Here is a 24,578-nt window from a genome sequence, read left to right as displayed (position 1 = left end):
GGCTAGCTTCTTTCCTTGAGCGCGGCTTCATAGGCTACACGAGCCTTTTTGACTTCTTCGCGTGGCGAGACCTCCGGGACGACCACATCCCACCAATAGCCGCCGGCATCGAGGGCCGGATAAGGATCGGTATCGATGACGATCACCGTTGGAACGGTGGCGTCACGGGCGGCGTCAAGGGCCGCCTCCAGATCGGCGACCGATGAAACCTTGCGAGCATCGGCACCCATTGCCGCCGCATGTGCAGCAAAATCGATCGCAATGGGGTTTGCCTGATTGGTATGAGCGTAGAGATTATTGAACTCGGCACCGCCGGCGCTCATCTGCAGCCGATTGATGCAGCCGTAACCGCGGTTATCGGTGATCACCAGGGTGATCTTCACGCCCATGGCGACCGCTGTCGCCAGTTCCGAGTTCATCATCATATAGGAACCGTCACCAACCATGACGATTACATCGCGATCCGGCTCCGCCATCTTGATGCCGAGTCCTCCGGCGACCTCGTAACCCATGCAGGAAAAGCCATACTCCATGTGGTAGGAGAGCGGCAGCTTGGCCTTCCACAGCTGGTGCAGTTCCCCTGGCATGGTGCCGGCCGCACACATCACAACCGTGTTGTCGCGCGAAGCCCGCTGCACGGCGCCGATCACCTGCATGTCTGTCGGCAGCGTGTTGGCGTCCTTCGGAGCTGCGGTTGCTGCGTCGGCCTTGGCGAACCAGCCCGCCTTCAATGAAGCCTCCGGCGCCGCATAGCGATGATCACCGAGAGCGGCTGAAAGCTTCTCAAGGCCGATCTTTGCATCCGCCACAAGCGGGATCGCATCGTGCTTGGAACTGTCATAGGCCTGCACGTTCAACGCCAGAATCTTGCGGTTCGGATTTTTGAACAGCGCCCAGGACCCGGTGGTAAAATCCTGGAACCGTGTGCCGACGCCGATGACCAGATCGGCATTTTCCGAAACCACGTTGGCGCTTTCCGCCCCGGTTACGCCAACCGGTCCGAAATTCAGTTCATGATCCCAGGCAAGTGCCGACTTGCCGGCCTGCGTTTCCACCACAGGGATCTGGTGCCTTTCCACGAAAGCCTTGAGCGTTTCCGTCGCGCCGGCGAAATGCACGCCGCCGCCGGCCACCACCACCGGGTTCTTGGCCGCCTTCAGGGCTGCAACTGCCGCTTCGAATTCATCCCGGTCCGGTTCCGGACGGCGAATGCGCCACACCTTCTTTTCAAAGAAAGCTTCCGGATAGTCGAAGGCCTCGGCCTGCACGTCCTGGCAGAAGGCGAGCGTCACGGGGCCGCAATCGGCGGGATCCGTCATTGTGCGCATGGCACGGGGCAGCGCAGTCAGAAGTTGCTCCGGTCGCATGATGCGATCGAAATAGCGGCTGACGGGTTTGAAGCAATCGTTGACAGATACCGTGCCGTCACCGAAATCCTCAATCTGCTGCAAGACCGGATCCGGTCCGCGATTGGCAAAGATATCGCCCGGGATCAGCAGCACCGGCAGGCGATTGACATGCGCGAGCGCAGCCGCCGTCACCATGTTCGTCGCGCCAGGGCCGATGGAGGAGGTCACCGCCATGGCACGGCGGCGGCGCAACTGCTTTGCAAAGGCAATTGCCGCATGAGCCATGGATTGCTCATTCTGGCCGCGATAGGTCGGCAGCTCCTCACGAATGCCGTGGAGCGCTTCACCGAGGCCGGCAACATTGCCATGGCCAAAGATCGCCCATACTCCTGCGATATAGGTCTCGCCATCCTCGTTCAGCTGGTTAGCCAGATAGCGCACCAACGCCTGGGCCGCCGTCAAACGCACTGTGTTCACGCCGCCTCTCCCGTTTTTGCGCGTGCCTCATCCCAGATCCGGCAGAGGCTGCGATAGCGCCCTGCCATATCCTCCACGGCTTGCTCGTCCGAAATACGGCCCGCGAGCCAATTTCGCGCCGCCTCCCCGAAAATCGTCCTGCCGACGGCAAAACCCTTAACCAGGTCGAAGCGCGCAGCAAGACGGAAACTCTCTTGCAGCTCCGCCTGCGGAGCGTCGAGACCCAAGACGACGATCCCGCGCGTATAAGGATCGTTTCGCTGCACCGCCGCGCAAGCGTTGGCCCAGGACGTTTCGCTCTTCATCGGCTCGAGTTTCCACCAGTCAGGATAGACACCGATCTCATAAAAGCGATCGATGATCTTCCCGACAGTCTCGTCATTGGCCGAACCGACCTTGGAAGGAATGACCTCCAAGAGCATTTCCAACCGGTTGCGCCGTGCTGCCTCGAACAGGCGCTTCACCGTCGCTTCCTGTTCGGCCCGCAGCTCGGCTGTGTCGTCCGGATGGTAGAAACAGAGAACCTTGACCACGTGTTCGAGGGGCCATTCCCCAAGCCCGCCGCAATCAAGGCCGAGTTCCGGCTCAAGCGTCAGCGGGCGTGAACCAGGCCACTCCGCGGGGCGACCGATCCACAGGCCTGTTCCAGCGGCAGCATAGAGCGCATCGCGGCCAAGACGACCGTCGCAAAGAAGGCCGTAGCCCGGATCATCGCCAGCCACCCGCCTTGCGGCGTCCAGGCAAAGCAGCTTGAAAGCACCAATCCTATCGGCCGGCACGCCCGCTTCCTCGGCCATTGCCTCGAGCTGCATGCGATGATCGAAGGCGAAAACTCGCATGGTCGACCAGTCACCCTTGCGATTGGTGGACCAATGCACCTGTTCCAGCGCCGCATCCTTGCGCAGCGCCTTGTCACGAATTCCGGTCCTGAAGAAATATTGCAGCTCTTCCCAGCTGGGATAGGCCGGCGTGCAGCCATGCCGCGACACGGCAAAGGCGCCGCAGGCGTTTGCATATTTCAGCGCCGTCGGCCAATCCTCGCCCGTGAGCCAGCCCTTCAGCAGGCCAGCCATAAATCCGTCGCCGGCGCCGAGCACGTTGAAGACCTCGATGGGAAATCCTTCCCCGGTCTGACCCTTTTCCAGGCTGTCGGGGATATCGGCCTCGAACACCACCGCGCCCATCGGCCCACGCTTGCACACCAATGCCGCGTCGGAAACCTTGCGCACCGCCCTCAGCGCTTCTAGCGTATCGGTGGAGCCGCCCGCGATATGGAATTCCTCTTCGGTACCGACGATGAGATCGAACAAGTGCAATGTGGACTGCAGCTTTGCGGTCACTTTCTCCGACTCGATGAAACGGCTTTCTCCCGCCTCATGACCCGCCAGGCCCCAGAGATTGGGACGATAATCAATATCCAGTGCTGTTTGAGCACCGTTTTTCCGTGCAAGGGTCAGCGCCTTCAGCACAGCAGCTTCGGTACGCGGATGCGACAGATGCGTGCCAGTCGCGCAGACGCAGCGGGCGTCAACGATCAGTGCCGGGTCGATATCATCCTCGCAAAGGGCCATATCGGCGCAGTTCTCGCGATAGAAGATCAACGGGAACTGATTTTGATCGCGAATGCCGAGCAGGACCAGCGCGGTCAGGCGCTCCGGATCGGTCTTCACACCGCGCACATCGACGCCTTCGCGCAACAGTTGCTCTCTGATAAACCGGCCCATATGTTCGGCGCCGACGCGGGTAATCAACGCGCTTTTCAGGCCAAGTCGCGCCGCGCCCGCGGCTATGTTGGTGGGCGAGCCGCCGATATACTTACTGAAAGAGCCCATATCCTCCAGACGGCCCCCGACTTGAGCGCCGTAGAGGTCGACGGACGACCTGCCGATCGTGATGAGATCGAGTGACGTCAAATTTTCCTCCCTGCCGCGGCGAAGCTCTTAGGCTCCGCGAGCCATCTCGAATGGCGCACCTGCCTTTGCGCCATTCTTCCATCTTATGCGTAGACTATAAATTCTATTTTTTTATATTTCAACATGAATATTCAGAGAGAGCGCCGCGTGCCTACCGCCACGGACAACGCGATGGCAAGACAGAGCGTCGCCGAAAGCGAACGGAAGGCGCCAAAATCCACCTCCGAAACCGACAGGGTGATGGCTTCATACTTCCGAAGCGGACTGACGATCGTATCCGTCAAAGCGACGACCTGGATGCCCCGCGCCTGCGCTGCTTCCACGAGTTCGATCGTTTCCGCCGAATAGGGGGAAAAAGTGATGGCAAGCAGCACATCGCCGGAACGAATGGCATTGCGGTTGTCGAGCCGCCCGACGGTGCTATGGAGCATGGCCGGTACGTCCATCTTCTCGAAGGCATAGGCCATGTAGCTGGCCACCGGAAAGGAGCGCCGCAGTCCGATGATGTGAATCATCTGTGCGTCCGCCAGCACCTGTACCGCCTGCTCGAGACTCTGGGGCTCGATCGTCTTGAAGAGATTCTCAAGCGACGTGCGCCCCGCCTCGACGAATTCCGCCAGCAAGGCCGAAGGGCTACCCTCCGCCTTTTCCCGCAGGTGTTGAAGTCGGGTCGTGTAATCCGGCCAGCCGCCGACGAAGGATTCACGAAACAGCTTCTGCATTTCCGAAAAACCGGAAAATCCCATGATCTGACAGAATCGCATGAATGCGGACGGCTGTACTCCGGCTCCCTCCGCCATCTCGGCGACCGTCGAAACAGCGATCCGGTCCTTGTTCGCCGCCACATACTCGGCGCATTGCCGCAGGCGCTTCGGGAGGCGCTCCGCTACTTCCAGCAGCCGCTCCTCGAAGGCCTTGATGGTGGTTGGCCCGCCCCCTTCACTCATACTCCTGCCTCTCCAATCACGCGCTTGACATAGGGAAGATCACCATCTAGCAGAATAGAAAATATATTCCAAATCGAGAATGTGTCGTCGCGATACCAGATCCACTTTTTCCTCCAGCATCAGTGGAACTGAAATCGTAGACGAGCAACATGCTCGACCGATTTTGTGGGAGGACGACCATGGTCACCAAGCTAGCGCTTCTGGGTGCAGGACGCATCGGAAAGGTACATGCTCGGGCAATCGCCGAGGACAAGCGCGCCAAACTCGTCGCAGTGGTCGATGCGGTGGCTGAAGCCGCCCAGGCAATCGCCGACAGTGCCGGTTGCAGGGTCAGCAGCATTGAGGAAATCGAGGCCGACCGGGACATCGATGCCGTCATCATCTGCACGCCGACCAATACCCATGCAGATCTCATCGAGCGCTTCGCAAAGGCCGGCAAAGCGATTTTCTGCGAAAAGCCGATCGACCTCGACGTCGATCGCGCCAGATCCTGCCTCGAGACCGTTCGCAACAGCGGCGCGAGGGTGATGCTCGGCTTCAACCGACGGTTCGACCCACATTTTCTGGCGGTGCGTCAGGCGATCGATGAGGGCCGTATCGGCAAGGTCGAAATGGTGACGATCACCAGCCGTGACCCAGGCCCGCCGCCGTCGGAATACATCAAGGTTTCAGGCGGCATCTTCCGCGACATGACCATCCACGATTTCGATATGGCGCGTTTCCTGCTCGGCGAGGAGATCGTTTCCGTCATGGCTGCCGGTGCGGTTCTCGTCGATCCGAAGATCGGCGAACTTGGCGACTATGACAGCGCAAGCCTCATCCTGACGACGGCGAGCGGGCGCCAATGCGTTATTTCCAATTCCCGGCGCGCCAGCTACGGTTACGACCAGCGTATTGAAGTCCACGGTTCGCTGGGCTCGGTCTCGGCGGAAAATCAGCGGCCGGTATCGATAGAAGTCGCCAACAAGGACGGCTACACGCGCCCTCCGCTGCACGACTTCTTCATGACCCGCTACACCGCCGCCTATGCAGCGGAAATCTCCGCCTTCATCGACAGCCTCGAAAGCGGAACTGCCCCTTCTCCATCGGCCGAAGATGGGCTGATTGCGCTGCAGCTCGCAGACGCAGCGCTTCGCGCCGCCAAACAAGGGTCGGCCGTGAAAATCTAGCCGCGAGGTTGGCGGTCAGGCGGCGTCTGCCGATGGCGCAAGCGGCTCTGTCTTCATGACAGCGGGTGGTCTGAAACCACCCGCACTGGCATTCGCGCAGTTCATCTGCGGCGCGCGGAAGAAAACGCTTCGCTTGCGAGTCACGTCAAACGGCAACCCGCCGGAAGCCCTCATTCATCGTCCGGATGACCCGCGGACGTAAACGGTCCGCCTTGATAGATCACCGCGGAATTTGCCGGATCTTCCTTGCCCGCCGCCGCTTCCACTTCCACTCGCCACTTTGCCGAGCTGTCCTGTGGCTTCCAGCCGAGGAAAGCGGCATTGCCATTGTCCCACCATTGCTCGTCATTGGCCGACGCACCATAAACTACCGTGTGACCGAGCCGGGGAGTGTCGAAAGCGCGTCCGCAAAGTGACAGGAAATCCCTGTAGCTGAGCCAGGTCGCGAGCATTCGGGTGTTCATCGGCTTTTCGAAGCAAGAGCCGATACGCACCGACAGCGTCTCCTGGCCGAACTTGTCGAAGTAGAGGCTTGCGATCGCCTCTCCAAATACCTTTGATGCCCCGTAAAGGGAATCCGGCCTGGGGACGACGGTGTTGTCCAGCCGTTCATCACGGCGGTAATAACCGATGACGTGGTTCGAACTTGCAAATACGATGCGCGGCTTGCCATTGTGACGGGCGGCCTCGTAGAGGTTATAAAGGCCGACGATGTTTCCTTGGAGGATCAGATCGAACTTCCGTTCGACCGACACGCCGCCCAGATGGATAACCCCATCGACATCATCCAGCATGTCCGCCACCTGCCCCGCGTCGGCAAGGTCGCAACGCACGAAGGTCTCTCTGGCGCCGACATCGCTTATCTCGCTGATGTCGGAAATTATCACGCGCTCGGCAAGTTCTCCCAGCATCGGGCGTATTGCCCGACCAACGCCGCCGGCTGCGCCAGTTAAAAGAAGTTTCTTGAGCATCCGCCCCTCCCGCTGGGATCAGCGGCGATGCCGCGATCCCTCATGTTATCATATCTCATGCCTTATGTTATACTATAAGGGCATCGATGGTCGTCAACGGATTTCTTCGCGGCGCTTGACAAAAGGTGCCGGGTTCACCCGACTATCGTGGGAGAAGACATGCATGCTCGGGAGCCACCTAACTTGAAGCGAACAGATAACACCACTTTGCAGCCTCCCGATCGCAAGGGGCGCAATCTGGTCGAAGCCATTGGACAGCGGCTGCGCAATGCGATCGCTACAGGAGAGCTGAAACCGGGAGATAAGCTCGCTAGTGAAAGCGGTCTAACAGGCCAATACCAGGTCAGCAGAACCGTCATCCGGGAAGCCATTGCATCGCTTCGCGCCGATGGGCTCGTTGAGGTTCGCCACGGTGTCGGCGTCTTCGTTCTTGCCCCCGACGCCGGCCCGCAAAAGGCATTTCGCGGCCTCGACATCCACCGCGTCTCGTCCATCATCGAGATGCTTGAAGTGCGCGCGGCAATCGAAATAGAAGCGGCGGGTCTGGCTGCAAGCCGATCTTCCCCGGCACAGCAAGAGCACATTTTCGAATGTCTGGATATTATGAAGCGGCAGATAGCAGCCGGCTCCCCGACCGTCGAGAGCGACCGCGCCTTCCACATGGCCATTGCCGTTTCGACCAACAACCCCCGCTTTCGCGACCTCCTGGAATCGATCGGCCAGCAGATGATCCCGCGCTCGCTTCTCCAGGAGAACGATGCCGAAATGTCTCCGGAATATCTATCTCAGATCCAGAGCGAACATGCCCACATCGCCCAAGCCATCGCCGACGGGAACGATTCGGCGGCGCGGGAAACCATGCGCACCCATCTACGCGGAAGCCAGCTGCGATATCGCGCCATGATGCGCCGGGGGTAAGGCCTGCTGAGAGATATTATAAGATGCCATAATCATAATATGATATTTGGACGGCTCGGGAGATCAATGAGAAGGAAATACCCGCGTCGGTCGCCGCATCGACCCACGTGAGGAGGATCTGTCTCCATTCTGTCTTCGGCGAATGCAACGCGAAACAGTGATTTAAAATAAAACTTGACGGATATAGACAAGTTAAAGTCCGCCAACTAGGAATGCCTCCAATAGTCAAGATTATCGGGGCACGTCATGGGTTTGTTTCATCGTCTGGGTTCGCGCTTATTTCTGATGGGCGTTCTTTCAAGTTTCGCCGCACAGGGTGCCGGCGCTGAAGAAATCGTCTTCAAAGACCAGGAGAACCGCGAGGTTCGCCTTGCGAAAGCAGCCGAACGAATTGTCTCGATCGTCATTCCGATGGCATCGACGGTCATTGCGCTCGATGGTTCGACCAAAAAACTCGTGGGCATGAACCCGACAGCCAAGAGCGCCGTGGTGGAGGGCATTCTCGGCAAGATTTTTCCCGAGGCAAAGGACATTCCTTCTGACGTGACCGCGCCGAATTTCGTGCCGAATGTCGAGGCATTGACGGCAACCAGTCCGGACCTCGTCATCCAATGGGGCGGACGAGGCAACGATATCGTCGCTCCCATCACCAACGCCGGCCTGACGGCCATGCTTATCCTCTACGGGACCGAAGAACTGACCCGCGACTATATGGCCATGGCCTCGAAGGCACTGGGCAAGCCGGAACGTATCACGCAACTGGTGGAATGGCGCGACCGCGTTCAAAAGGATATCGAGGCAAAGGCCGCCTCGATCCCCGAAGACAAGCGCCCGAGCGTTCTCTATCTCGGCCGGGCGCTTTCCGATATCAGCGCGTCAGGTACGAAGGGTAGCTACAATGCCTGGTACATAGAGCTTGTCGGCGGCAAAAATGCCTCGGCCGAACTGAACGGCACCGTTTCCGTCAACAAGGAACAAATCGCCCAATGGGATCCAGAGGTGATCTTCCTCAACGCCTTCGAAGCCAAGCTGAATGTGGACTGGGTCTATAGCGATCCGGTTCTCTCCCTCACCAAAGCTGCCAAGAACAAGCGCGTCTACAAGATGCCGTTGGGCGGCTATCGGTGGGATCCGCCGAACCAGGAATCCCCGCTTTCCTGGATGTGGACGGCTAACCTCATCCAGCCCGGCGTCTTCAACTACGACGTACGCGCCGAAATGAAGGCTGCATATAAGACGCTCTACAATTACGAACTCACGGAGGCGGATATCGACGGCATCCTTTGGGTCAAGGAACAGGGCGACGCAACGTACTACGACCAGTTCAGGGCGAAATAGCCATGGCGGTCGTTGTGCAGGAGCAGGATGCAAGAAGTGTTCGAATCGCGCTGGCCCGCCAGACGCTGGTGTTCGGCCTGCTGCTGCTACTATTCATAACCGCGTTCATCGTTAGCCTCTGTGTCGGCCGCTTCTCGGTTCCTGCAGGGCGCGCGCTGGAGCTTGTCTGGATTGGAATAACCGACCCAGCTCGCGAACTCACGAATATCGATGAGCGCATCGTGCTGCTCGTGCGTGCCCCGCGTGTCGTCCTGGCAGCACTCGCCGGCGCCGGACTGGCTGTTTCCGGCGCGGCACTCCAGGGCGTTTTCCGCAACCCGCTCGTTTCGCCCGATATCCTTGGCATATCTCAAGGTGCAGCCTTCGGCGGTGCTCTCGGGATCATGCTGGGGATTTGGGGGCTGCCGCTGATCGCCATGGTGTTCGTCTTTGGCCTGACGGCACTCATTCTTGTCGGCCTGCTGTCACGCATCAACGGCCGCACGGAGACAGTCACCGTCATTCTCTCCGGACTGGTGATAAGTTCGATGTTTTCCGCGGTAGTCTCGCTTCTGCAGTTCATCGCCGACCCCAATACCTCGCTGCCGGCAATCGTCTATTGGCTTATGGGCTCGTTTGCCACCTCCACCTGGCAACGCACATTGATAGCTGCGCCCGGCCTCATTTTCGGCAGCCTGATACTCTGGATGCTGCGCTTCCGCTTGAACATCCTCTCACTCGATGAGGCGGAAGCGCGAAGCCTCGGCGCCAACACCACTCGTGAGCGGTGGCTCGTTTTTGGAATGATCGCCATCATTGTCGGCAGTCAGGTTGCCGTGTCTGGCATCATCGGCTGGGTCGGCATCGTCATCCCGCACGCCGCCCGCCTGCTTGTGGGGCACGATCACCGTGCGCTGCTGCCTGCATCCGTCGTGCTCGGCGCGGGCTTCATGGTGATCATCGACACATTGGCCCGTACCGCGACAGCCGCCGAAATCCCCCTCGGCGTCATCACCGCGCTGGTCGGAGCACCGATCTTCGCCGTGCTTTTGCGCAATCACTATCGCGAAAGAAGTGCTGCATGATCGGTCTTGACGACGCCACCGTGCGCTTCGGATCGCGCACCATCATCGACGACCTGAGTTTCTCCGTCCGTGTCGGTCGCACGCTGGCGATCCTGGGACCCAACGGCCGCGGCAAGACAACCACGCTCAAAGCCATGCTCGGTTTTCAACGGTTGGACGCCGGGCGACGCGTAGCCCCCGAAATCGTCGGTTACGTGCCGCAAACCGGGGCGAGCAATCAGCAGCGACATCGCGCATTGGACATCGCGGTCATGGGTCGCGCCGCTCATCTCGGCCTGTTCGGCCAACCGCGCGCAAGTGATTTCGAAATCGCCCGTTCCGCCCTGGAGCGCACAGGGGCAGCGCGCTTCGCCAATCATTTTTTCGACCGGCTCTCGGGCGGCGAGCGGCAGCTCGTGCTTCTCGCAAGGGCCATTGCCACCGGTTCGCAGGTACTCGTTCTGGATGAACCGGCCGCAGCTCTCGACCTTCACAATCAGGAGCGGCTCTTGCGACTGCTCAACATTCTGCGCGAACCGCGCAACAAGGCGATCGTTTTCACCACCCACGATCCGAACCACGCATTGACCGCAGCGGACGAAGCGCTGTTGATGATGCCCGATGGTCAGCCGCTGCATGGTCCCGTCAGCGAGATGATCACACCGCAGAACCTGGACCGCCTCTATGGCGTCCCGATGCGGGTCGTGGAACTTGCAGGTCCTGACGGCTGTACCCATCATGCGGTGCTGCCCGCGTTCGCAGGAATCCGCGCCGCATGAGCATCCTGATGATACAATCGCATTACCAGGAGCCGTTTGCTGACACCGCCCCGCTCTTCGCGGATATCATCGCCTCCGGCCTCATGAAAGTGGTGCGCGAGAAGGAGCTCACCGACGAGCATTTTGCCGCCGCGCGTGGATTGATCACCACCACCCACCTCGACCAGATCGGGCTGCAGCGCTTTGCATCCGCCATAACCGCCTTCCTCGATCGCGGTGGTCGATGGATCTATCACGGCCATATCCTACGCCCGATCCTGCCGGAACTTGGCGTCTACCAGCCGATCCCCAATCCCAAGCGGGCGGATTTTGATCAGACGCGGCTTTTCGAACATCCAATTTTTGCCGGCATCGACCAAAAAAAGCTGGAGACGAACAGAGGCGTCGCGGGCTTTTACGGTCGCGGCCACAATCCGCCGCCGGCGGGCGCGATTGTCATCAATGCGCTCGGGCCAACTCAAATCCCGGTCGACTGGATCTGGGCAAGGCCTGAGGGCGGTGAGCTTCTCTGTCATGCCGGCAATGAATTTTGGGGCTGCGGCGACGACCCCGAGGTGAAAAAATTGCTCGCCCGTCGAGCCGCTGCCTGGCTTTCGGGAGAACTGAACTGATGAGCATTCTCGCCATCCACCCCGGCGCCTATTACCATATCGAAACGCTCGAATCGCCGCGTTACGCCCATCACTTCGATGTACTTGTGCGACCGGAGGATCTCGCTTCGGTGGAGCTTTCCGAACATGCGGTCGTCTTCATTCCATGCCGAACGCCGGCCGACCGGCTGGCGCCGCACGCTCAACAGCTCCGCGCCTATCTCGACCAGGGCGGTACGATCGTTGCAACCGGCGAAACTTCCTGGGAGATCTTCCTCCCGGGCATTACCTTCACGCCACAACTAACGAATTGGTGGTGGTGGTTGACGCCAGACGCCGATTTCGGCGTTCGTATCGCCTCACCCGATCACCCGCTCTTCCGTCGCCTGGGACAAAACGATCTCACCTGGCACCTGCACGGCTGGTTCGATCCACCTGCTGGAGCCGAGGTGCTGGCGGTCAATGGCGAAGGGAAACCCATTCTTTATGTGGACGAGGTTACTACCTCGGGCCGCATGATCATCACCAGTCTCGATCCGTGCTTTCACCATGGGTCTCATTTCATGCCGGCGACAACACGCTTCCTGGACGGTTTCCTACCCTGGATGCGCGAAGAGCTGGACGGAGCACAAGTACGATGACCAACGCAATCGACGTTCTCGAAGACGGCAAGCTGCTTTCCTACACCTATGCCGAACTCATGCATTACCATGGCTTCGGATATCCGGGTGGTGTGGCGCATGCGTTCAAGGTGATGCAGCTGGCGCTCCCGCTGCTCAGCGCCGATAACCCGCCCGAACGGCGAGAAATCAGCATCCGCACTGCCTTTCGCGGTCCCGGCGGCCGCGATGCGTTCGAAATGGTGACACGCGGGCTGACCGAAGGCCGTTATACTGTCGATCACGGTATGGAAAAGCCGGAACGCGGGGAAATCCTTGCCCGCTACGTCTTCGAACTCACCTATCGGGGCAAGACGGTGACGGTCCAGCTGAAAGAGGGGCACGTCCGCGAAGAATTCATCAGCGTCAGCCGCAAACCGGACCGCACGCCCGCAGAGGAAGAACGCCTCGTCTGGCTGAAACAGGAAATGGCAGATCGGCTGCTCGCATTGCCGGCAGCCGAGGTCTACGAAGTGGCCTGACACTTCCGTTCAAGCACAAACAAGGGGGTGTAGCGCTCACGCGTCGTGAGCGTCAATTTCGCGGCGCGAGTCCCCAACCTCAGGTAAGACCAGTCCCGTAGGAAAGCGTATTCCGCATTTCCCAACCACGATCGACAAGATCCTGGTTGGGGCAAATAACACAGAACCTCCGCGCAATGTGCGTCGCAATCGCACTGCGACATTGAGAGCATGTCGCTTGAGACTGGCCTCCGCTCCGTGTTGACGCAAATCAAAGCGTCTCTTCAAGCCGTGTGTCAGCAGATGATGGTCAGCAATCTCTCAACCAGCACCGCGCATTCGCGTTGCGAGGCTCAAGACCATGAATTACGTCTCCGAAACAATCTTGTTGGCGGTCGGCACTTTCCTAGCTCTGCTTGGAGCTGCCTACGCCTACGATAGCCTGTTCGCTGCCCATATGTGGGTCCTGTTTTTCGTGCTGCTCGTCAGCACAGTCGTCATGCTCCGCAAGATCTCCTTTGCGTCAGCAGGGCAAGCCTCGAAAAGCCGGGCTGAGTCCGAGTATTCGGACGAGGTCATCAAATACGGCGTGATCGCGACCGTCTTCTGGGGCGTGGTTGGCTTCCTCGTCGGCGTCGTCGTCGCGTTGCAGCTCGCTTTTCCGGACTTAAATATCGAGCCTTGGTTCAACTTCGGCCGCGTCCGTCCGCTCCACACCTCAGCTGTCATCTTCGCCTTCGGCGGCAACGCGCTGATCGCCACCTCCTTTTATGTCGTGCAGCGCACCTGTCGGGCGCGGCTTTTCGGCGGCAACCTCGCCTGGTTCGTCTTCTGGGGCTACCAGCTCTTCATCGTGATGGCGGCAACCGGCTATCTGCTCGGCATTACCCAAAGCCGTGAATATGCCGAACCGGAATGGTATGTGGACGTTTGGCTCACCGTCGTCTGGGTCGCCTATCTTCTGGTCTTCCTCGGCACGATCCTGAAGCGCAAGGAGCCGCATATCTATGTGGCAAACTGGTTCTATCTCGGCTTCATCGTAACGATCGCGATGCTGCATGTGGTCAACAACCTCGCCGTGCCGGTCTCCTTCCTCGGCGTCAAAAGCTATTCCGCCTTCGCGGGCGTTCAGGACGCCTTGACCCAATGGTGGTACGGCCACAATGCCGTCGGCTTCTTCCTGACTGCCGGCTTCCTCGGCATGATGTATTATTTCGTACCCAAGCAGGTTAATCGCCCGGTTTATTCCTATCGCCTGTCGATCATCCACTTCTGGGCCCTGATCTTCATGTATATCTGGGCCGGCCCGCATCACCTGCATTATACGGCGCTTCCCGATTGGGCCCAGACGCTTGGAATGGTCTTTTCCATCATGCTCTGGATGCCGTCCTGGGGTGGCATGATCAACGGCCTAATGACGCTGTCAGGCGCCTGGGACAAGATCCGCACCGACCCCATCGTCCGCATGATGGTCATGGCCATCGCATTTTACGGAATGGCGACATTCGAAGGCCCGATGATGTCGGTCAAGGCCGTCAATTCGCTCAGCCACTATACCGACTGGACGATCGGCCACGTGCATTCCGGCGCTCTCGGCTGGAACGGTATGATCACCTTCGGCGCCATCTACTACCTCACGCCGAAGCTGTGGAACCGCCGGCGGCTCTACAGCCTGCAGCTGGTCAACTGGCATTTCTGGCTCGCCACGCTCGGCATCGTCGTCTACGCCGCCGTCATGTGGGTTGCAGGGGTGCAACAGGGCCTGATGTGGCGCGAATACGACGATCAGGGCTTCCTCGTCTATTCCTTCGCGGAATCGGTAGCCGCCATGCTCCCCTACTACGTTCTTCGTGCAGTCGGCGGCGCCATGTTCCTCACCGGGGCACTCCTCATGGCATTCAACGTCACCATGACAATCCTCGGCTACGAGCGACGGGAAACGGTGCCAGGCGCCGCACCCGCCCTGCAGCCGGCTGAATAAAGGAACTGACCCATGGGTCTTCTAGACAAACATCACTTCGTTGAACGCAACGCCACGCTGCTGCTGGTCGGTTCGCTGGTCGTGGTCTCCATCGGCGGGATCGTCGAAATCGCGCCGCTCTTCTATCTTGAGAACACGATCGAGAAAGTGGAGGGCATGCGGCCTTATTCGCCGCTCGAGCTCGTCGGCCGCAGCATCTACATCCGCGAAGGCTGCTACGTCTGCCACAGCCAGATGATCCGGCCTTTCCGGGACGAGGTAGAGCGCTATGGCCATTACAGCCTGGCGGCGGAATCCATGTATGACCACTCCTTCCAATGGGGCTCGAAAAGAACAGGCCCCGACCTCGCCCGGGTGGGCGACCGTTATTCGAACGAATGGCATGTTCAGCACCTGATCGAACCGCGCGACGTGGTGCCGGAATCGGTCATGCCGAGCTACGCCTTCCTGAAGGAGACGCCGCTCAAGGTTACCGATGTCAGCATGGAGCTCAAGGCCAACCGCGCAGTCGGAGTGCCATATTCCGACGAAATGGTCGCCAGCGCAAAGGCGGACCTTGCGGCCCAGGCCGATCCGAACGCCGATACGTCAGGTCTTCTCGAACGCTACCCGAAGGCCAAGATCGGCGATTTCGATGGCGATACGCAGAACCTTACCGAAATGGACGCGCTCATCGCCTATCTGCAGATGCTCGGCACGCTGGTCGATTTCTCGACCTATGACGACGCCGCCGGCTATCGCTGAGGAGAAGGAAATGGAAGCCTATACCGCGCTCCGTCAATTCGCAGACAGCTGGGGACTTATGGGAATGGCCCTGTTCTTCCTCGGCGTCGTTCTATTCACCCTGCGCCCGGGCGCCGAGGCCCAAGCCAAAGAAGCCGCGCAAATCCCTCTGAAGGAGGACTAAGAGATGGCGGACAAGCATATCGATGAGATCAGCGGCGTCGAAACCACCGGCCATGAATGGGACGGCATCCGCGAGCTGAACAACCCAATGCCTCGCTGGTGGGTGTGGACCTTCTACGCGACCATCCTCTGGGCACTTGGCTACACCATCCTCTATCCGGCGTGGCCGCTCGTCAGCGATGCGACGAGAGGTGCCCTGGGATATTCCAGCCGCGCCGATCTGGCCGCCGATGTCGAAGGCGCAAGGACCGCCACAGGCGGCATCGTCGAAAAGATCGCGAACACGTCGCTTGACGAGATCCTCGCCGACCAGCAACTCAGCCAGTTCGCCACCGCGGGCGGAGCCGCCGCATTCCGCGTCAACTGCACGCCCTGCCACGGCACCGGTGCTGCCGGCGGGCAAGGCTATCCGAACCTCAACGACGACGAATGGCTCTGGGGCGGCGACGTCAATGCCATCTATCAGTCGATCGCTCATGGTATCCGGGACAGCGTCGACCCGGATACCCGTGTTTCTGAAATGCCCGCATTTGCCGACATGCTGAAGCCCGAGGAAGTTCGTGAGGTCTCCTCTTATGTGGTGAGCCTGACTGGCACACCACGCGACCCCTCGCTTGTCGAAGCCGGCAAGCAGCTCTTTGCCGACAACTGTATCTCCTGCCACGGCGAAAAGGCCGAAGGCAATCGCGATATGGGTGCGCCCAATCTCGGTGACGCCATCTGGCTCAAGGTGCGAGACGAAGCGGAAATCGCCAAGCAGATCCAGTCGCCTCGGCATGGCGTGATGCCGGCTTGGGCGACCCGCCTTGGCGACGCAACCGTCAAACAGCTCGCCGTCTATGTTCACTCACTGGGCGGCGGCGAATAGGAAAAGCCACCGCCACCTTGGTGACGAACCATGAGCCCCGAATACGCGGCCGCCTGAGGCCTAAAGCAGGCGGCCGTTTGTCGCATCAGGCGGCCGAACACTCTTGACGTAAGTCAATGTAGCGGACGCCCGCCGGTGCGAAACAAGATGGGACAAAGGACCAGTCCCATGAATCTCTACACTTCCCCCGCTCTCGGCTCGAATGATCAGACGGTTGAACGGATCGATGCGCAGCCCGTGCATCCGCCCGGCGCATCCCGCCAGCCACTATACGAGAAGCGCAAGAAGATCTTTCCGAAGAAGGCCGAAGGGCGGTTTCGTCGCTTCAAGTGGATCGTCATGCTGATAACCCTCGGCATCTACTATCTGACGCCCTGGATTCGCTGGGATCGTGGTCCCTTTGCTCCTGATCAAGCGGTTCTCATCGATCTCGCCAATCGGCGCTTCTATTTCTTCTTCATCGAGATTTGGCCGCAGGAGTTCTTCTTCGTTGCCGGCCTGTTGGTAATGGCGGGCTTCGGGCTTTTTCTGCTGACTTCGGCTGTCGGCAGGGCGTGGTGCGGTTATGCCTGTCCGCAGACGGTCTGGGTTGATCTTTTCCTGGCTGTCGAAGGTTTCATCGAGGGTGACCGCAATGCCCGCATGAAATTGGACGCGGCGCCCTGGAGCTTCAATAAGCTCTCGAAACGACTAACGAAACATACGACGTGGATTGCAATCGCAGTGGCCACAGGCGGAGCCTGGATATTCTATTTTGCCGACGCTCCATCGCTCGCCTTCGACTTCGTGACCGGCCAGGCCGCCGCCATCGCCTATTGGACCGTCGCAGTCCTGACAGCCACCACCTATGTGCTTGGCGGACTGATGCGCGAGCAGGTCTGCATCTACATGTGCCCATGGCCACGCATCCAAGGGGCGATGCTGGACGAAAGTTCACTCGTCGTCACCTACAATGACTGGCGCGGAGAGCCCCGCAGCCGGCACGCCAAAAAAGCCGCTGCCGCCGGACAGGCCATCGGCGACTGCGTCGATTGCAATGCCTGCGTCGCGGTCTGTCCCATGGGGATCGACATCCGCGACGGACAGCAGCTTGCCTGTATCACCTGCGCGCTCTGTATCGACGCATGCGACGGCGTCATGGACAAGATCGGCAAGCCGCGCGGTCTGATCGCCTATGCCACACTGGAAGAGTATGAAAGCAACATGGCTCTGGCCACAAATGGCGGCACCACGGTCATCGAGCCATCACGTATCCGCAACGTCGACGGCACTTTCATCGACCAGGTACGCCACTTCAACTGGAGAGTTATCTTCCGTCCCCGCACCTTGCTCTATTTCGGCGTCTGGTCGGCCGTGGGCCTCGGCCTGATCTTTGCCCTACTTTCCCGTGACCGGTTGGAGGTCAACGTCCTGCATGACCGCAACCCGCAATTCGTTCTGGAGTCGGATGGCTCGATCCGTAACGGGTACACGATCCGCCTGCTCAACATGATCCCGGAACCGCGCACCATCATGGTCTCGATGGAGGGGCTGCCGGAAGCGACCATGAAGATCACCGGGGTCACCGATGTTCCCGGGCGCCTTTTCGCCGTCAATGTCGAGCCCGACAAGACGCTGGCATTGAGGGTGTTCGTTACCCTCCCCAAAGAGGCCATATCTGCGCAAACCAGCGACTTCCGCTTCATTGCCGAAGATCGGTCCAGCCACGAACAAGACAGCTATGCCGCAGTCTTCAACACTCCCGGAGCCAAGAAATGAACGCTTCCCGAGCAAAAACCTTCGTCTTCACCGGGTGGCATATGCTGGCTGTCATGGTGCTCTTCTTCGGCACAATCATCTCGGTCAACTTCTATATGGCCTATAATGCAACGCGCAGCTGGAGCGGCCTGGTCGCGCAGAATACCTATATTGCGAGCCAGCAGTTCAACGGAAAGGCTGCCGAGGCGCGCATTTTGACGGCGAGCGGCGTCACAGGCAAGCTTCTCATCAACGGCAGCGCCATCCGCTACGAGATTTCCCATCCCGCAGAGGGTCCAGTCGAGGCCAGTGAACTCACGCTCAAGTTCAAGCGACCCGTTGGCGAACATCAGGATTTCGAACTTCGTCTCACGCCGGTGGCAAAGGGCGTCTTCACCACGAGCCACCAATTGCTGCCCGGCCAGTGGATCGTCGACGCGAGCGCCGCGAGAAACGGCAAACGTATCCTGCATGAAGCACAACGTATTTCGATCCTGGGAGGGCAGCAATGAGTTGCTGTGCGCCGGGCACCGAAGGTACGATCACGCGCCAGTTGCCCTCTTCGGAAGAATTGATCCTGTCGAGCCGGATCGTGGGTCCCGGGCTGCGGCAAACCGAGCTCAGCGTGCCTCAGGTCCATTGCGGTACCTGCATCACGGCGATCGAAACCAGCCTGAGAGCCTTGCCGGCGGTGGAGCGCGCCCGCGTCAATCTATCGACTAAACGCGTATCGATCATCTGGAAGGAACTACTTGGGAGCGAAACCACCGACCCTGGTTCCCTCGTCAAGGCCATCACCGACGCCACCGGTTATGATACTCACCTATTCTCCGATGGCGAAGACAGCGGCCAAAAACTGCAACGTGAGTTGATCCGCGCAGTCGCTCTTTCGGGTTTCGCGGCGGCCAATATCATGCTGCTTTCAGTCTCGGTATGGTCGGGCGCCGACGCCTCGACCCGCGACATGTTTCACTGGATCTCGGCGATGATTGCCGCTCCGGCGCTGATCTACGGCGGCCGTTTCTTCTATCAGTCGGCCTGGCGGGCGCTTCGCCGGGGACGCACCAATATGGATGTGCCGATCGCGCTGGCCATCACCTTGTCCTATGCGGTCTCGGTGTGGGAAACGATCCATCACGGGCAACACGCGTGGTTCGATGCCACTGTGTCGCTGTTGTTCTTCCTGCTGATCGGGCGAACCCTCGACCACGTCATGCGCGATCGTGCCCGCTCCGCCATCAGCGGGCTTTCGAGGCTTTCCCCCAGAGGCGCGATGATCATCAGCGAAGACGGAAGCCGCGACTATCGCGCGGTCGAGGATATTGCACCTGGCGAGCGCGTAGCAATCGCAATGGGGGAACGAGTACCCGTCGATGGAATCGTCGAAAGCGGCACGAGCGACATGGACGTCTCCATCGTCAACGGCGAAAGCGCTCCCCGCGCGGTCAAGACCGGCGACGCACTCCAGGCGGGAATGCTAAGCCTCACAGGTTCGCTTGTTCTCGTAGCCACAGCGTCCGCGCGGGATTCATTCCTATCCGAGATCATCGCATTGATGGAAGCCGCGGAGGGCGGTCGGGCCTGCTACCGGCGGATCGCAGATCGCGCCGCCCAGATCTATTCGCCGGCAGTCCATCTTCTGGCGCTTCTGGCGTTTCTCGGCTGGGGCTTTTTCGGAGGAGACTGGAAGCAGGCGATGCTGATCGCGATCGCGGTGCTCATCATCACCTGCCCATGCGCGCTCGGACTGGCCGTTCCCGTGGTTCAGGTCGTGGCCGCCGGCCGATTGTTCAAGAACGGCATCATGGTCAAGGACGGTTCCGCAATGGAACGGCTCGCCGAGATCGATACGGTCGCTTTCGACAAGACCGGCACCCTCACTCTCGGTAAACCTCGGCTTGTGAATCTCGGATCGGTGAAATCGGATCATCTGGCGGTCGCGGCCGGCCTTGCTACCCATTCACGCCACCCTCTTTCCAAAGCCCTTTCCGACATAGCGTCGGGGTCCGTACCGGTTTTCGATGAGGTCGTGGAAATCCCTGGACAAGGTCTGGAAGGTCGCGCTCTCGACGCCGTGTATCGGCTCGGCAACCGGCGGTTCGCCGACGGCGATAACGGCGCGGAAACGACGGCGGTTTCTTCAACGCTTGAGGTAGTCCTGTCATGCGATGGACGAGAAGTGGCCTGTTTCCTGTTTGAGGATGAACTGCGCCCGGATTCGCGGGTGGCGATTGAAGCGCTTGCGGCTCAAGGGATCTCGAGCGGGATCCTCTCTGGAGATCGCCAAGGTTCGGTTGGTAGCCTCGCAAGCCGGCTCGGTATTGCCCGATGGGCCGCCGAACTGGCTCCCAAAGCAAAAGCGGAATTCTGTGTTTCTCTTGCCGAACAAGGTCACAAGGTCCTGATGGTCGGTGATGGCATCAATGATGCTCCGGCCTTGGCTGCTGCGCATGTCTCGATCGCACCGGCGACTGCGGCGGACATCGGCCGCCAGGCCGCCGACTTCGTCTTCATGCACGAAAGCCTCGAAGCCGTGCCGCTGGCGATCAACGTCTCTCGGCAGGCGGGAAGATTGATCCGGCAGAATTTCGCACTCGCTATCGGCTATAACGTCATCGCCGTCCCGATCGCTCTAGCTGGCTATGCCACCCCTTTGATCGCGGCGATTGCCATGTCGACATCTTCGCTCATCGTCATCGCCAACGCATTGCGACTGAACCGTGCAGGGCATTCAACCCGTCATGTCACGATGAAGGGGCGCCACGAGAGGCAAACCGGAAAGGCTCGACTCGCATGAACATGCTTATCTTCCTCATTCCGATCGCGCTTTTTCTCGGAGCGCTCGGCCTATCTGCGTTTCTGTGGTCGCTGAAAAGCGGGCAATATGAAGATCTTGATGGGGCAGCCTGGCGGATCCTGGAGGAAGACTCGCGGGATCAGACCTGACACGCGCCCATTGCCTGAGGACGGCAAACAAGAGTCGCCATGGCGCCGCAACGCTGACGTTTCGGCGCCCGGCAAACCCTTAAGACATGAAGGCTGCTTAGCAGCGGTCGATATAGCGGTTCCCGTAACGGTCGCGATAGTAGCAGCGTCCAGGTTGTTCAGCCACACTGCCGATCAACGCTCCGGATACTCCGCCTACCGCCGCACCAACTGCCGCCCCGCGCACGTTGCCGGTTGCTACGCCGCCAATGACCGCGCCAGTTGCCGCGCCAACACCAGCGCCTCGTTCGGTGGCCGTGCATGAAGCCAGAGCCATACCTACGAAACCAATGATCAATGCTTTTTTCATCTCATCCTCCATAATGTTCCACCGTTAACTGTTCTGAAGGCAACAGGTTGCATCGGTGTCGGATGAGTTGGCATGAAAAACTCTTCTCGTTACGCCTGACGCGGCGGCCGCCACCTGTCTCATGGGGCCGTTAGGACGTGCGCTACCGTATTTAAAAAAGGCGCTACTTTGCCCTCCTCACCACTCATGGCGGAACCCATGATCAGTGAGGCAAACGGCCCCGGTGGCAGGGGAGGACGCGAAGCGCCAGCGGGTTCGTCCGGCCGTCACCGGAAAGTTGAACCAGCTTTGCCGGCTTTTCGATCCTGATGAAGTGGCGCGCAACTGGATTCGCAACTTTCAGCACCCCCTTGCCGATAAGCTTTGTGATCGTCCGAGAGACTGTCTCGATCGTAAGACCGAGATGGTCTGCCATGTCCTGGCGCGTCATCGGCAACTCGATGACCGCGTCAGGGCTACCCCCTGCCAATGAACGCTGCAGATGTTTGAGCAGGAAAGTACAGAGCCGCTCTTCGGCCGTCTTGCTGGACAGCAGCACCAGTTGATCCTGCACCGCCGCCATCTCGTCGCAGATGCGTGAAAAAACCTCGGGGCGCAACGCGTCGGAATCCGCAACGGCCTCTTCAAAAGCCTTGCGAGAGATCCGCCGCACGGATGCTGGGCCGATCGCTTCGGCGCCGTAGAGATACTTATTCCTGAGCGAAACACCGACGATATCGCCGGCGTAGAGGAAACCGGTGATAACCCGCCGGCCGTCGGAAAGGATACGGAAAAGTCTCAAAGTGCCTTCGACGACCTCAAAGATATGCTTTGCATCGTCTCCCTCGAAAAAAACCGCCTGGCTCGCCTCCAGATGCTCCCTTGGCTGACTCGAGAAAAGCTCGTGCAGGTTTTCCGCCGCCGCAAACGGTGTGGCTTTGGCAACTTGATGGTTAATCGCATAGCTGCTGAGAAACATTGGCGTCATCTCCGTTCTTTTCCACGGAGGAAATGGCCCTTCTCAAGTAACACCTGGATGCTAACACCGTGAAAATTGGTGCGATCGTGTAACGGTTTGTAACAGCTGCGACCTCGCCGTTGCCCGAGACCATAAAGCCAATAAAATCAGGTCAGTGCGAGGGCGTCCTTCAGCGCGAAGCCCTGCTTGAGCTGCAGGTCAAGATCGGCTTCGATGTGATCGATGTGGTGCAGCATCAACTGCGACGCCTGGGCTGCATCGCCTTTTTCCAACGCATCGAGAATAGCCAGATGCTCGTTGTGTCCGCAGCTTGATATGCCGGAACGACCGTAAAGGGCGATCACCAGCGACGAGCGGCCGACCAGTTCGTCCATGAATTTCTGAAGGATGACATTACCTGCCACCGAAGCGAGCATCAGGTGGAAGTCCCCCGACGCCTTGATCTCCGCCCGTCGGGCCGAAGGTCCTCGTTCGTTGATATGCCGCTGCTCCTCTTCAAGCTGGCGGCGGAACTGTTCGATGTCGGCAGCGGTGATGCGTTCGACCGCTGCTGCGATGATTCCCGGCTCAATCAACCGACGTGAGGCAAAGATCTGTCGCGCCTCGTCCGGAGAAGGATTGGACACGAAGGCGCCTCGGTTACGCTCGATCCTGACCAGTCCTTCAAAAGCAAGCATCTGCAATGCCGCCCGGGCGACCGTGCGGCTGACGGAAAACAGCGCTCCCACTTCGCTCTCCGACAGCTTGGTCCCAGGCGCAAGACGTCGGTCGACAATGGCGTTGCGCAAGGCCTCGCGGATCGCCAGCGAACGGTCCTCTTGAGAAGCTTCCGGAAAAGTGATGTTTTCGCTGATATTCATGACATTAATCCACTGCCTCAGCCTTGTAGCGCGACCGGACATGAATTGCCAGCATCGTTGTTCTCAAAGTACAGATCAGATTGCATACGATTTGGCCAAGGATCGGAAACAATCGCCTTATTTTTACGCAACTTCTTTTTAATCCTCCCGTCCCTGGGAACTTAATCGAATAATTATAGTGATTTAGCCATTTGGCACGGCGGATGCATCGCACTGTCCGACGCAAAGGAGCGCCGGATGAGTAAAGCTGCCGAAATCGACATCGTATCTGTCTCGAAGATCTATGGCACGACGACTGCCGTCGAATCGATCAGCCTGAAGATTCCGGCAGGAACCTACTGTTGTCTCCTTGGTCCCTCCGGCTGCGGCAAGACATCAACGCTTCGTATGATCGCGGGACATGAAAGCATCTCGTCCGGTGACATTCGTCTCGGAAACAGCGTGGTCACCGATCTACCGCCGGCCAAGCGGGGCACGGCAATGATGTTTCAGTCCTACGCGCTCTTTCCGCATCTCGATCTCGTCGACAATGTTGCCTTCAGCCTGAAAATGAAAGGCCTGGGCAAGGACCAACGGCGCGCCAAGGCTATGGATATGCTGCGGCTGATGCAGCTCGAAGCCTATGCGACGCGTCGGCCAGCCCAGCTTTCGGGCGGCCAGCAGCAGCGTGTGGCGCTTGCCCGCGCCTTGATCACCGATCCGGAAGCATTGCTGCTCGACGAACCTCTTTCGGCACTCGACCCCTTCCTGAAAATCCGCATGCGCGCCGAACTCAAGAAACTGCAGACTTCGCTCGGCATCACCTTTGTCCATGTGACGCACAGCCAGGAGGAGGCGATGGCGCTCGCCGATCTCATCGTCGTGATGAATGACGGACGCATCGAGCAGGCCGCGCCGCCGCGCGACGTCTTCGAGCGCCCGGCGACAGCCTTCGTCGCCCGCTTCATGGGCGATCATAATGTCATCTCCGGCCGGGTGATCAAAAGCGAGGGCGATGGACTAATGCTGTCTGTCCCCGCCGGTGGCGATTTCCTGGCGGTCGGCGCAGAGACCGCGGGCCTTACAGACACTGCCGATATCGCCGTGCGCACCGACCATGTCCGCATCGGCGAACCATCCGAAAAGGGGCTCGGCTTCACCGGCTCCGTCACCAATATCGAATATCGCGGCTCCTCCGTGAAGCTCTCCGTCAGCGGCGCCGGCATAGAGGATTTCACCGCCATTCTGAGCGACACGGCCTTCTTCGCCAATCCGGTGAAGGTCGGCGCGGCGATCCCGCTCGCCTGGGACCGCACCGACGCGATCATGCTCGGCAAACTCAAACACTGAATGCCAACAAAAACTCAACCAGAGGAGAAC

24 protein-coding genes are annotated in these 24,578 nt (G+C 59.5%); 17 read left to right on the top strand and 7 right to left on the bottom strand.

What is annotated here, in order from left to right; translation table 11 throughout:
* Positions 1-2: 2 nt before the first annotated feature.
* From iolD to C5L13_RS08045, 3 genes are all read right to left on the bottom strand, one after another.
* Complete coding sequence (iolD, locus tag C5L13_RS08055) at positions 3-1,826, bottom strand: 3D-(3,5/4)-trihydroxycyclohexane-1,2-dione acylhydrolase (decyclizing) (RefSeq protein ID WP_105382768.1); 1,824 nt, start codon at positions 1,824-1,826, stop codon at positions 3-5.
* Complete coding sequence (locus tag C5L13_RS08050) at positions 1,823-3,739, bottom strand: bifunctional 5-dehydro-2-deoxygluconokinase/5-dehydro-2-deoxyphosphogluconate aldolase (RefSeq protein WP_105382767.1); 1,917 nt, start codon at positions 3,737-3,739, stop codon at positions 1,823-1,825. Before C5L13_RS08050 ends, iolD begins: the two co-directional genes overlap by 4 nt.
* A 131-nt stretch (positions 3,740-3,870) precedes the next feature.
* Positions 3,871-4,686: a MurR/RpiR family transcriptional regulator gene (locus tag C5L13_RS08045; protein WP_105382766.1), complete on the bottom strand. Its 816-nt coding sequence runs from the start codon at positions 4,684-4,686 to the stop codon at positions 3,871-3,873.
* Positions 4,687-4,865: 179 nt separating this feature from the next.
* Between C5L13_RS08045 and iolG the strand changes: the two genes are divergently transcribed.
* The gene (iolG, locus tag C5L13_RS08040; protein ID WP_105382765.1) at positions 4,866-5,855 is read left to right on the top strand and encodes an inositol 2-dehydrogenase; all 990 of its coding nucleotides are present in this window, start codon (positions 4,866-4,868) and stop codon (positions 5,853-5,855) included.
* A 170-nt stretch (positions 5,856-6,025) separates the two neighbouring features.
* Here the strand turns inward: iolG and C5L13_RS08035 are convergent, their stop codons facing one another.
* Positions 6,026-6,826: an NAD-dependent epimerase/dehydratase family protein gene (locus tag C5L13_RS08035; RefSeq protein ID WP_105382764.1), complete on the bottom strand. Its 801-nt coding sequence runs from the start codon at positions 6,824-6,826 to the stop codon at positions 6,026-6,028.
* Positions 6,827-7,009: 183 nt separating this feature from the next.
* Here C5L13_RS08035 and C5L13_RS08030 point away from each other — a divergent pair, with 183 nt between their 5' ends.
* The 15 genes from C5L13_RS08030 (at position 7,010) to ccoS (ending at position 21,052) form a co-directional block, all read left to right on the top strand.
* Positions 7,010-7,744, top strand: coding sequence for a FadR/GntR family transcriptional regulator (locus C5L13_RS08030; RefSeq protein ID WP_245571175.1), 735 nt, complete (start codon positions 7,010-7,012; stop codon positions 7,742-7,744).
* A 285-nt stretch (positions 7,745-8,029) separates the two neighbouring features.
* Positions 8,030-9,082 carry an ABC transporter substrate-binding protein gene (locus tag C5L13_RS08025; protein WP_342588166.1) on the top strand — a complete coding sequence of 351 codons (1,053 nt, stop codon included), beginning with the start codon at positions 8,030-8,032 and terminating at the stop codon, positions 9,080-9,082.
* A 2-nt stretch (positions 9,083-9,084) separates the two neighbouring features.
* A complete protein-coding gene (locus C5L13_RS08020) occupies positions 9,085-10,146 on the top strand; it encodes a FecCD family ABC transporter permease (protein ID WP_105382761.1) in 1,062 nt (353 codons plus the stop codon).
* Positions 10,143-10,904, top strand: coding sequence for an ABC transporter ATP-binding protein (locus tag C5L13_RS08015; protein ID WP_105382760.1), 762 nt, complete (start codon positions 10,143-10,145; stop codon positions 10,902-10,904). Before C5L13_RS08020 ends, C5L13_RS08015 begins: the two co-directional genes overlap by 4 nt.
* Positions 10,901-11,515, top strand: coding sequence for a hypothetical protein (locus tag C5L13_RS08010; RefSeq protein ID WP_105382759.1), 615 nt, complete (start codon positions 10,901-10,903; stop codon positions 11,513-11,515). Before C5L13_RS08015 ends, C5L13_RS08010 begins: the two co-directional genes overlap by 4 nt.
* The gene (locus C5L13_RS08005) at positions 11,515-12,135 is read left to right on the top strand and encodes a hypothetical protein (protein WP_105382758.1); all 621 of its coding nucleotides are present in this window, start codon (positions 11,515-11,517) and stop codon (positions 12,133-12,135) included. Before C5L13_RS08010 ends, C5L13_RS08005 begins: the two co-directional genes overlap by 1 nt.
* Positions 12,132-12,635 carry a hypothetical protein gene (locus tag C5L13_RS08000; RefSeq protein ID WP_105382757.1) on the top strand — a complete coding sequence of 168 codons (504 nt, stop codon included), beginning with the start codon at positions 12,132-12,134 and terminating at the stop codon, positions 12,633-12,635. The genes C5L13_RS08005 and C5L13_RS08000 overlap by 4 nt, the downstream gene beginning before the upstream one ends.
* 340 nt (positions 12,636-12,975) lie before the next feature.
* Positions 12,976-14,595 (top strand): cytochrome-c oxidase, cbb3-type subunit I, encoded by a 1,620-nt coding sequence (gene ccoN, locus C5L13_RS07995; protein ID WP_105382756.1) that lies wholly within the window; start codon positions 12,976-12,978, stop codon positions 14,593-14,595.
* Between the two features lie 12 nt (positions 14,596-14,607).
* Positions 14,608-15,339 carry a cytochrome-c oxidase, cbb3-type subunit II gene (gene ccoO / locus C5L13_RS07990; RefSeq protein WP_105382755.1) on the top strand — a complete coding sequence of 244 codons (732 nt, stop codon included), beginning with the start codon at positions 14,608-14,610 and terminating at the stop codon, positions 15,337-15,339.
* Between the two features lie 10 nt (positions 15,340-15,349).
* Complete coding sequence (locus tag C5L13_RS07985; protein ID WP_105382754.1) at positions 15,350-15,502, top strand: cbb3-type cytochrome c oxidase subunit 3; 153 nt, start codon at positions 15,350-15,352, stop codon at positions 15,500-15,502.
* 3 nt (positions 15,503-15,505) lie between these two features.
* Positions 15,506-16,369, top strand: a complete 864-nt coding sequence (gene ccoP, locus C5L13_RS07980; RefSeq protein WP_105382753.1) for a cytochrome-c oxidase, cbb3-type subunit III — start codon at positions 15,506-15,508, stop codon at positions 16,367-16,369.
* A gap of 168 nt (positions 16,370-16,537) precedes the next feature.
* Positions 16,538-18,127, top strand: coding sequence for a cytochrome c oxidase accessory protein CcoG (gene ccoG / locus C5L13_RS07975; RefSeq protein WP_105382752.1), 1,590 nt, complete (start codon positions 16,538-16,540; stop codon positions 18,125-18,127).
* Positions 18,124-18,618 carry a FixH family protein gene (locus C5L13_RS07970; protein ID WP_105382751.1) on the top strand — a complete coding sequence of 165 codons (495 nt, stop codon included), beginning with the start codon at positions 18,124-18,126 and terminating at the stop codon, positions 18,616-18,618. Before ccoG ends, C5L13_RS07970 begins: the two co-directional genes overlap by 4 nt.
* Positions 18,615-20,903, top strand: coding sequence for a cation-translocating P-type ATPase (locus C5L13_RS07965; RefSeq protein ID WP_105382750.1), 2,289 nt, complete (start codon positions 18,615-18,617; stop codon positions 20,901-20,903). The genes C5L13_RS07970 and C5L13_RS07965 overlap by 4 nt, the downstream gene beginning before the upstream one ends.
* Complete coding sequence (gene ccoS / locus C5L13_RS07960) at positions 20,900-21,052, top strand: cbb3-type cytochrome oxidase assembly protein CcoS (RefSeq protein WP_105382749.1); 153 nt, start codon at positions 20,900-20,902, stop codon at positions 21,050-21,052. The genes C5L13_RS07965 and ccoS overlap by 4 nt, the downstream gene beginning before the upstream one ends.
* Positions 21,053-21,149: 97 nt before the next feature.
* On the opposite strand, the gene C5L13_RS07955 is transcribed toward ccoS, so the two are convergent.
* The 3 genes from C5L13_RS07955 to C5L13_RS07945 all read right to left on the bottom strand — a co-directional run bounded on the left by C5L13_RS07955 (position 21,150) and on the right by C5L13_RS07945 (position 23,219).
* Positions 21,150-21,401 carry a glycine zipper domain-containing protein gene (locus tag C5L13_RS07955; protein ID WP_105382748.1) on the bottom strand — a complete coding sequence of 84 codons (252 nt, stop codon included), beginning with the start codon at positions 21,399-21,401 and terminating at the stop codon, positions 21,150-21,152.
* A 202-nt stretch (positions 21,402-21,603) separates the two neighbouring features.
* Entirely contained in the window at positions 21,604-22,359 is a 756-nt protein-coding gene (locus C5L13_RS07950) for a Crp/Fnr family transcriptional regulator (RefSeq protein WP_105382747.1), read from the bottom strand.
* A gap of 146 nt (positions 22,360-22,505) precedes the next feature.
* Positions 22,506-23,219 carry a GntR family transcriptional regulator gene (locus C5L13_RS07945; RefSeq protein WP_105382746.1) on the bottom strand — a complete coding sequence of 238 codons (714 nt, stop codon included), beginning with the start codon at positions 23,217-23,219 and terminating at the stop codon, positions 22,506-22,508.
* A gap of 237 nt (positions 23,220-23,456) precedes the next feature.
* Here C5L13_RS07945 and C5L13_RS07940 point away from each other — a divergent pair, with 237 nt between their 5' ends.
* Positions 23,457-24,548: an ABC transporter ATP-binding protein gene (locus C5L13_RS07940; protein WP_105382745.1), complete on the top strand. Its 1,092-nt coding sequence runs from the start codon at positions 23,457-23,459 to the stop codon at positions 24,546-24,548.
* Positions 24,549-24,578 lie beyond the last annotated feature (30 nt).

Source organism: Neorhizobium alkalisoli, from assembly GCF_002968635.1.
Classification (GTDB): Bacteria; Pseudomonadota; Alphaproteobacteria; order Rhizobiales; family Rhizobiaceae; genus Neorhizobium; species Neorhizobium alkalisoli.
Note: the sequence above shows the minus strand (reverse complement) of the source record. Positions and strands in the feature narration are given on the sequence as shown.

Coding starts and splice junctions, on each gene's coding strand:
- iolG (WP_105382765.1), top strand. CDS start 4,866: ATGGTCACCAAGCTAGCGCTTCTGGGTGCAGGACGCATCGGAAAGGTA.
- C5L13_RS07950 (WP_105382747.1), bottom strand. CDS start 22,359: ATGTTTCTCAGCAGCTATGCGATTAACCATCAAGTTGCCAAAGCCACA.
- C5L13_RS08025 (WP_342588166.1), top strand. CDS start 8,030: ATGGGCGTTCTTTCAAGTTTCGCCGCACAGGGTGCCGGCGCTGAAGAA.
- C5L13_RS08035 (WP_105382764.1), bottom strand. CDS start 6,826: ATGCTCAAGAAACTTCTTTTAACTGGCGCAGCCGGCGGCGTTGGTCGG.
- ccoG (WP_105382752.1), top strand. CDS start 16,538: ATGAATCTCTACACTTCCCCCGCTCTCGGCTCGAATGATCAGACGGTT.
- ccoN (WP_105382756.1), top strand. CDS start 12,976: ATGAATTACGTCTCCGAAACAATCTTGTTGGCGGTCGGCACTTTCCTA.
- C5L13_RS08045 (WP_105382766.1), bottom strand. CDS start 4,686: ATGAGTGAAGGGGGCGGGCCAACCACCATCAAGGCCTTCGAGGAGCGG.
- C5L13_RS08020 (WP_105382761.1), top strand. CDS start 9,085: ATGGCGGTCGTTGTGCAGGAGCAGGATGCAAGAAGTGTTCGAATCGCG.
- C5L13_RS07985 (WP_105382754.1), top strand. CDS start 15,350: ATGGAAGCCTATACCGCGCTCCGTCAATTCGCAGACAGCTGGGGACTT.
- C5L13_RS07940 (WP_105382745.1), top strand. CDS start 23,457: ATGAGTAAAGCTGCCGAAATCGACATCGTATCTGTCTCGAAGATCTAT.
- C5L13_RS08010 (WP_105382759.1), top strand. CDS start 10,901: ATGAGCATCCTGATGATACAATCGCATTACCAGGAGCCGTTTGCTGAC.
- C5L13_RS08015 (WP_105382760.1), top strand. CDS start 10,143: ATGATCGGTCTTGACGACGCCACCGTGCGCTTCGGATCGCGCACCATC.
- C5L13_RS07945 (WP_105382746.1), bottom strand. CDS start 23,219: ATGAATATCAGCGAAAACATCACTTTTCCGGAAGCTTCTCAAGAGGAC.
- C5L13_RS07965 (WP_105382750.1), top strand. CDS start 18,615: ATGAGTTGCTGTGCGCCGGGCACCGAAGGTACGATCACGCGCCAGTTG.
- ccoO (WP_105382755.1), top strand. CDS start 14,608: ATGGGTCTTCTAGACAAACATCACTTCGTTGAACGCAACGCCACGCTG.
- C5L13_RS08000 (WP_105382757.1), top strand. CDS start 12,132: ATGACCAACGCAATCGACGTTCTCGAAGACGGCAAGCTGCTTTCCTAC.
- ccoP (WP_105382753.1), top strand. CDS start 15,506: ATGGCGGACAAGCATATCGATGAGATCAGCGGCGTCGAAACCACCGGC.
- ccoS (WP_105382749.1), top strand. CDS start 20,900: ATGAACATGCTTATCTTCCTCATTCCGATCGCGCTTTTTCTCGGAGCG.
- C5L13_RS07955 (WP_105382748.1), bottom strand. CDS start 21,401: ATGAAAAAAGCATTGATCATTGGTTTCGTAGGTATGGCTCTGGCTTCA.
- C5L13_RS08005 (WP_105382758.1), top strand. CDS start 11,515: ATGAGCATTCTCGCCATCCACCCCGGCGCCTATTACCATATCGAAACG.
- C5L13_RS07970 (WP_105382751.1), top strand. CDS start 18,124: ATGAACGCTTCCCGAGCAAAAACCTTCGTCTTCACCGGGTGGCATATG.